Source organism: Dactylosporangium sp. NPDC005572 (assembly GCF_040605515.1).
Lineage (GTDB): Bacteria > Actinomycetota > Actinomycetes > Mycobacteriales > Micromonosporaceae > Dactylosporangium.
The window spans coordinates 50,013-57,010 of sequence record NZ_JBEXCY010000060.1; the positions used below are offsets into that span (position 1 = coordinate 50,013).

Annotated in this window: 6 protein-coding genes; 3 read left to right on the plus strand and 3 right to left on the minus strand. The window is 74.0% G+C overall.

Annotated elements, in window-relative coordinates; all coding sequences use genetic code 11:
- Positions 1 to 20 precede the first annotated feature (20 nt).
- Together ABZS66_RS26950 and ABZS66_RS26955 are read right to left on the minus strand one after the other, a co-directional pair.
- Complete coding sequence (locus ABZS66_RS26950) at positions 21 to 1,097, minus strand: hypothetical protein (protein ID WP_354762253.1); 1,077 nt, start codon at positions 1,095 to 1,097, stop codon at positions 21 to 23.
- A gap of 144 nt (positions 1,098 to 1,241) precedes the next feature.
- Positions 1,242 to 2,039, minus strand: a complete 798-nt coding sequence (locus ABZS66_RS26955) for an ABC transporter permease (RefSeq protein ID WP_354762255.1) — start codon at positions 2,037 to 2,039, stop codon at positions 1,242 to 1,244.
- A gap of 134 nt (positions 2,040 to 2,173) precedes the next feature.
- Here ABZS66_RS26955 and ABZS66_RS26960 point away from each other — a divergent pair, with 134 nt between their 5' ends.
- Together ABZS66_RS26960 and ABZS66_RS26965 are read left to right on the plus strand one after the other, a co-directional pair.
- On the plus strand, positions 2,174 to 4,138 hold the full coding sequence (locus ABZS66_RS26960; protein ID WP_354762257.1) for a histidine kinase: 1,965 nt from the start codon (positions 2,174 to 2,176) through the stop codon (positions 4,136 to 4,138).
- The gene (locus tag ABZS66_RS26965) at positions 4,102 to 4,743 is read left to right on the plus strand and encodes a response regulator transcription factor (RefSeq protein ID WP_354762259.1); all 642 of its coding nucleotides are present in this window, start codon (positions 4,102 to 4,104) and stop codon (positions 4,741 to 4,743) included. The genes ABZS66_RS26960 and ABZS66_RS26965 overlap by 37 nt, the downstream gene beginning before the upstream one ends.
- Positions 4,744 to 4,910: 167 nt before the next feature.
- On the opposite strand, the gene ABZS66_RS26970 is transcribed toward ABZS66_RS26965, so the two are convergent.
- The gene (locus ABZS66_RS26970; protein ID WP_354762261.1) at positions 4,911 to 5,816 is read right to left on the minus strand and encodes an NADP-dependent oxidoreductase; all 906 of its coding nucleotides are present in this window, start codon (positions 5,814 to 5,816) and stop codon (positions 4,911 to 4,913) included.
- Positions 5,817 to 5,888: 72 nt separating this feature from the next.
- Here ABZS66_RS26970 and ABZS66_RS26975 point away from each other — a divergent pair, with 72 nt between their 5' ends.
- Entirely contained in the window at positions 5,889 to 6,920 is a 1,032-nt protein-coding gene (locus ABZS66_RS26975) for an ROK family protein (RefSeq protein ID WP_354762263.1), read from the plus strand.
- Positions 6,921 to 6,998: the final 78 nt, after the last annotated feature.

A 6,998-nucleotide genomic window follows, 5' to 3' on the forward strand; every position in this document is an offset into this window, starting at 1 on the left:
CGCCGGGCCCTGCTGCATGATCACGGAACTTCCGGTCGCTCCACGCACCACAAACTTCCGCGATCATGTGGCCCGGCGGCGAGCGGGCACCCCGCTCGGGAGCAGGTGCTCGGGCGGCCGACCCAGCCGGCGGCACACAGCACCCGGGCGACCTGGGCCGCCACGGCGCACGGATCGTCCACCACCTCGGCCCAGCCGTAGCGCAGCGTGCGTCTCCCGTGCTCGATCAGCCGATTGTCCCGGCGCCGGTCCAGGGCTCGCCGGTCGTCGGAGTGGGCGAGCCGCCCGTCGAGCTCCACGACGAGCCCGAGCCCGGCGTACTCGACGTCCGCGTACGCGCTCGCCCCGCCCGTCGCGACCGGGGACTGCCGCTCACCCACCGGCAGTCCGTGGGGTCGCTCGACGTCGCTGAGGTACCGCGCCTCGAGTACCGAGTGGCAGCCGGCCTCGGTGTCGGACAGCATCGCGGTCAGCCGTCGCCGCCAGCGGACCCGCGGCCGGTCGGCGAACGCCACACGCAGCCGGGCCACGGTGGTCAGCCGCCGCCCGCAGGCCCGGGTGATCCACCCGATCGCCTCGTCGAGCGACGCGGCCCCGTCCACCAGGTCGACGACCGTGTCCTCGACGCGGGTGCGGGGCGGCCGGCGCGCCGGATGCGCCGCGCGTCCGACCCGGCCGGACCGGTGGAACACGACACCCGCCAACCGCCGCCGACGCCGCGCGGCCGGCACCGTGACGTGCACGACCGCGGACGGTTCGTCGACCAGCCCGTGCAGCTCGGCCGCGGTCCGGTGGCTGAGCACCGCACCCGCTCCGGCGTGCAACGCCACCGCACTCAGGTACGTCTCCCGCGGCACCGGTCCGCTGAATGTCACGAACGTCCCCGGAAACACCCGCTGCCAGCGGCCGTTCGCGAGCCGCCCGCGAATCTCGGCCGCGGTGAACCCGGCTCGGAGGGCCCCCGTCCGGCTGATCGCCCCGCACCGTTCGCCGTCCCCCAGCGCGCGGTCGCGGTGTTCGCCGTGCACCCTGCCGTGACTGCCGTCGCTCGCGTCGACGCCGGGTCGGCGCGGTGCGGTCGCTCGTTCGTCCCCCATGTGGGTCAGCCTTCCGCCGGCACAGGACCCGCGCCAGGCGACCAATCGCGGCCTGTGGACAACCGGCGGGTTGTCCACAGGTCAAGTCGGCGCGGCGGCTCGTGGCGTTCCGTACGGCTACCGACCGCATGCGAGGCGGCTCGGCTACGTGGCGCGGTACGTGCGGACGGCCAGGGTGCTGGCGGCGGCGAACGTCGCCGCCAGGACCAGCAGGTGCAGGGCGCGTGGGGGCTCTCCCAGCCAGGCGGCCTGGATCGCCTGGCGGAACGCGCCCAGCGGCGTGAAGTCGCCGATGCGGCGCAGGACCGCGGGGAGGTACTCGACCGGGACCCACAGGCCGGCGAAGAACGCCGACGGGAACCACAGGGCCAGGGCGTGGACGGACGCCGCCTTCGCGGTGGTGGCCCTCGCCGCGATCAGCAGGCCCAGGGCGAACAGGGCGAGGATGCCCAGGGCCAGGGTCGGCAGGACGAGCAGCGGGTCGGGCATCCGCATGTCCAGGGCCGTGACACCGATGGCGACGGTCAGCAGCGTGGCGAACAGGACCACGCCGGCGTTCATGAGCAGCTGGGCGCCGAGCAGGGCGGCCGGTCTGACCGGGGTGGTGGAGAGGCGGCGCAGGACGCCCTTCTCCCGGTACGTGCTGAGGACTACCGGCAGCATGAAGAACGCCACCATCGCCATGGCCACCATGACGGACATCGACGGGATGACCGTGTCGACGCCGCGGTGGCCGCCCAGGGCCGGGTCCGGGCGCCGGGCGCTCGCGGGCAGCCCGAAGGCGAGCAGCGCGATCGGCAGGAGCACGGTGAACAGGGCGGGGCCGACCTCGCGGAGCATGAGCCGGGTTTCGACGACGGTGAGGCGGGCGAGCGTGCGCATCAGCGCACCGGAATCACGCTGGAGGCGCCGCGATGGGTGCCGGACGTCGATGACTGCCATGCGGAGCATCCTGCGCCGCCGGGCCGCCCGGCAGAATACAGCTGGATACCCGACTCATGGTGTACCTAGCTCCACCCCGAAGTCTCCACCTGGCTCCACTGTGCCCGCAGCCCGCCGAGAGGAAGCTGTACCGCATGACCTACCCCCGGGCTCTCCTCCGCGCCGCGGTGCTCGCCGGCATGACCGTCGTCGTGCTCGTGCTGTTCGCCGTGCAGCTGGTGCTGATGGCTCCGGGTGTCGTGCTCGGCATGGTGTTCCTGATCCCGCCGCCGATCCACGCCGGCCGGGTGCTCGTCAACCGCTGGCGGCGGATGTTCGAGGCCTGGACCGGCCGTGCGGTGCCGGTGCCCTACGAGCCGCCACCGCCGCCCCCCGAGCCGGACGACGAGGGGTTGTATCGGCACGATGCCACGCTGTACAAGACGCCCCGGTTCCCGAGGTTCTTCCGCCGGCTCGACTGGCTGATGAAGGACCCGGCGACGAAGCGGGACCTGTCGTGGCAGTTCTGGTTCCTGCTGCTGGGCCTGCTGCCGCTGGCGCTGGCCGCCGGGCCGCTGCTCCTGGCGGCATGGACGTGGATCTGGGGCCCGCCGTGGGGGCTGCCGGGCGTGCCGTCCCCGGGCGCGTGGTGGGCGACGGCATGGACGGCGCTGTGGGAGCACCCGGCCTGGCTGGCGGCGCTGGCCCTGCCCGGGCTGGTGGCGCTGCCGTGGACGGTCGGGGCGGTGGCGCGGTGGAGCGCCTGGCTGCTCGCGCCGGGCACGCGGCCGCCGTCGTCGTCGAAGCGGGTGGAGCAGACGCTGCTCGGGTGGGTGCGCTGCGCGTTCCTGGTCGCCTGCGCCGCCGCGGAGGTGGTGCTGTTCGCGATCAGCCTGGCGTGCTTCGCGCTCGGGTTCGGGCTGGGGCTGGTGTTCCTGATCCCGGTCGCCAACTCGCACTTCCGGTGGCTGGTCAACCTGCGCCGGCAGTTCGCCGAGTGGGGCGGGGTGCGCATCCCCCGGCCGTATGCGCCGCAGCTGCGGCCCGAGCTGCGGCCCGACGGGATGTACCGGGTGAAGAACAACCTGTACAAGACCGAGACGATGGCGTCGTTCAACGCCAGCTGGCAGTGGACCTGGAACGACATCGCCTCCTGGCGCGACCTGCTGTGGCTGGCCGTCGACCCGGTCGCGACGCTGGCGCTGGTCGGCCTGCCGGTGGCGGCCGTCGTCTACGGCGGCTGGGGGCTGGTGTTCCCCTGGGCGTGGACGGAGTTCTTCGGCGCGGACTGGTCGGCGTGGTATGGCGCGGTGGCCGGCCATCGCACGCTCGGGCTCGCCGCCGGGCTGGCACTGGTCGCGGTGGGCCTGGCGGCGCCCCGGCCGCTGCTGGTGGCCAACGCACGGTGGACGGCGCTGCTGCTGCGCCCGACGAAGGCCGCGGCGGAGGAGGCGGCGCTGCGCGAGCGGGTGGAGCGGCTCACGCAGACCCGCAGCGACGCGCTCGACGCGCAGGCCGCCGAGGTCCGGCGGATCGAGCGCGACCTGCACGACGGCGCGCAGGCCCGGCTCATCGCGGTCGGGCTGACGCTGGGCGCGATCGAGCGGCTCATGGACACCGACCCGGCGGCGGCGCGGAAGCTGGTGGCGCAGGCGCGGGAGACGTCGGCAACGGCGCTGACCGAGCTGCGGGACCTGGTGCGCGGCATCCATCCGCCGGTGCTGTCGGAGCGCGGGCTCGGCGACGCGGTCCGGGCGCTGGCGCTCGACACGGCAGCCGAGGTCACCGTCGCCGGGGAGCTGGCCGGGCGGCCGCCGGCGCCGGTGGAGTCGGCGGCGTATTTCGCGGTGAGCGAGCTGCTGGCCAACGCCACGCGGCACGGCGGGGCCGAGCGGATCGGGGTCGACCTGCGCCACCGCGACGGGCTGCTGCGGATCACGGTCACCGACGACGGCGACGGCGGGGCGGATCCGTCCCGGGGGACGGGGTTACGCGGGATCGAACGCCGGTTGGGTACGTTCGACGGGACCCTGGCCATCCACAGCCCGCGGGGCGGGCCGACCGTTGCGACGCTGGAGCTGCCGTGCGCGTTGTCCTCGCCGAAGACCTCTACCTTCTGAGAGACGGTCTGGTGCTGCTCCTGCAGAGCCACGGGTTCGAGATCGTGGCGGCCGTCGACAGCGGGCCGGCGTTGCACACGGCGCTGCTGGAGCACCGGCCCGACGTGGCCGTGGTGGACGTGCGGCTGCCGCCGACCTTCACCGACGAGGGCCTGCAGGCGGCGCTGGCGGCGCGGCGGGTGGTGCCGGGCCTGCCGGTGCTGGTGCTGTCGCAGCACGTCGAGCAGCTGTACGCGCGGGAGCTGCTGGCGGACGGCACCGGCGCGGTCGGGTACCTGTTGAAGGACCGGGTGTTCAACGCCGACCAGTTCGTCGACGCGGTGCGGCAGGTGGCGGCGGGTGGCACGGTGATGGACCCGTCGGTGATCGCGAAGCTGGTGGCGCGGCCGTCGGCGACCACCGGGTCGCTGACGCCGCGGGAGCGGGAGGTGCTGACGCTGATGGCGGAGGGGCGCTCGAACACGGCGATCGCCAAGCAGCTGTTCCTCAGCGAGAGCGCCGTGAACAAGCACATCGCCAACATCTTCGGGAAGCTCAACCTCCCGGTCTCCGACGACGACAACCGCCGCGTCCTCGCCGTCCTGGCCCACCTCCAGGGGCAGTGACGCCCCGGCCGCGAGGAGGGAGCACGGATCGGTGCGGCGACAGGCGGCCGGACCGAGCCGGGACGAACGGCCTCACCGGCGGGGACGCTGCGTGGCACGACGGTGCACGCGGCGGCGCGGCGGCGGCGCTGGGCAGCCCCGGCCGCCATGCCACGCGGGACCGCCGGTCAGTCCTCGATGCCCAGCACGACCTTGCCCCGTCCGTGGCCGGTCTCGATCTCCCGGTGGGCGTCGGCCGCCTCGGCGAGGGGGTACACGCGGCGGACGAGCCAGCTGGTCCTCCCCGCGGCGTAGAGCGCGATGAGCTCGGCGAGGGCGGCGGCGCTGCGCTGGCCCTGGATGCTGCCCAGGCCGAGCTCCTCGATGCGCGCGTGCTCGACGAGGGTGATGATCCGCTTGCGGTCCTCGACCAGCGCGAGCGACGTCTCCAGCGCCGCTCCCCCGGCGCCGTCGATGGCGGCCGTGATGCCCTGTGGTGCCGCGGCGCGGACCCGGTCGGCCAGGCCCTCGCCGTACACCAGCGGGATCGCCCCGAGCGTGCGCACGTAGTCCTGGTTGGCCGGGCTCGCCGTGCCGACGACGGTCGCGCCGAGCAGGCCGGCCAACTGCACGCCGGCGGTCCCCGTGGACCCGGCGGCGGCGTTGATCAGGACAGTGTCGCCCGGGCCGACGCCGAGCGCCGACAGGGCGAGCCGGGCGGTCTGCCAGCCCGCGGTGAACCCGCCCGCGACCTCCCACGGGACGCCGGCGGGCTTCGGCGTGACCTGGTCGGCGGGGACGACGATGTACTCCGCGTAGGCGTTGAAGATGCTGAACCCGAGCACCTCGGTGCCGGCGGGCACCTCGGCGGTGCCCTGGTCGACCACGCCGGCGAACTCGTTGCCGGGGATCTGCGGAAGCTTCACGTCGGCGTACGGCGGGCGCCACCCGCTGCGCAGCCCGGCGTCGAACGGCTGGACCCCGGCGTACTTCACCCGGACCCGGACCTGACCCGGTCCGGCCTGCGGTTCCGGCAGGTCGAGCAGGCGGAGGACCTCGGGCGGACCGGGCTGTTCGAATGCGGCAGCTCTCATGGGGACCACTCTGCGACCTGAAGTGAAGTTGAGGTCAAGCTGCTCACGTGCGGATGAGGTACGGTGCATGCCGTGATCTCGGAGGACTGGGTCGTCGTCGGGCTCGACAACGGCGGGACGGCCAACAACGCCACGGTGCTCGACCACGTCGGCGCCTTCCTGGTCGACGGGCTGGTGGAGGTGCCCAGCCGGGTCCTGGAGGGGCCGGAGGTGGCGGTCGAGGCGCTCGCGGGCGCGTTCGACAACATTCTCCAGGTCACCCGGGTCGACCGGCTGCGGGTCGCCGCGGTCGGCCTGGACACGCCCGGCCCGGCCAGCGCCGACGGCGTGATCTCCTCGAAGGGCGCGACGAACTTCTCCGCGCCGGCCTGGTGGGGCTTCGACTTCCGGGGCGCGCTCGAGGAGCGGCTCGGCCTGCCGGTCGTCTACAACAACGACGGCAATGCGGCCGCCCTCTACGCCCACCACAGGTACTTCGGGGCCGAGGCGCACCAGCGGTCGTCGGTCTCGGCGATCGTCGGCACCGGCCTCGGCGGCGGCGTCGTCGAGCAGGGCAGGGTCATCCGCGGGACGGCCGGCATGGCCGGCGAGCTGGGCCACGTCCACATCCCGATGCACGGGCTGCTGGAGGAGGGCCAGCCGCTGCCCTCGTGCGGCTGCGGGTTCCTGGGCGACGTGGAGAGCGTCAGCTCCCTCACCGGCATCGTGCGCAACCTGCTGCCCTACTGGCTCACCCGGTACCCCGACCACCCCCTGCACCGCGCGGACTCGCTCAAGGCGGCCGCGAAGCAGGTCCGCTCCTTCGCCGAGCAGGGCGACGAGCTGGCGCTCAAGATCTTCGAGCAGCAGGCGATGGGCCTGGGCCGGCTGTTCACGATCGCGGCCAACTTCACCGACCCCGACTGCTACTTCGTCGGCGGCGGCGTGGTCGAGGCCGCCCCGCACTTCCGCGACTGGTACCTGGAGCAGGTCCGGGAGCACACGCTGCTGCGCGAGGAGCAGGCCGCGGCGGCGGTGTTCTCGCTGGTCCCGGACCGCGACATGGCGGGCGCCCGGGGCGCCGCGATCGCCGCGGCCGAGACCGTCGTCTTCAAGATCGCGTAGCGCGACGAACACCGCGGCCCCAGCCACGGTCGCCATGACAAATGCTCACACATCGGACAAAATGCCCCGCCGAGCGTG

Bases quoted from the DNA above. Each gene is read 5' to 3' on its own strand.
- ABZS66_RS26950 (WP_354762253.1), bottom strand. From the start codon at position 1,097: ATGGGGGACGAACGAGCGACCGCACCGCGCCGACCCGGCGTCGACGCG.
- ABZS66_RS26955 (WP_354762255.1), bottom strand. From the start codon at position 2,039: ATGGCAGTCATCGACGTCCGGCACCCATCGCGGCGCCTCCAGCGTGAT.
- ABZS66_RS26960 (WP_354762257.1), top strand. From the start codon at position 2,174: ATGACCTACCCCCGGGCTCTCCTCCGCGCCGCGGTGCTCGCCGGCATG.
- ABZS66_RS26970 (WP_354762261.1), bottom strand. From the start codon at position 5,816: ATGAGAGCTGCCGCATTCGAACAGCCCGGTCCGCCCGAGGTCCTCCGC.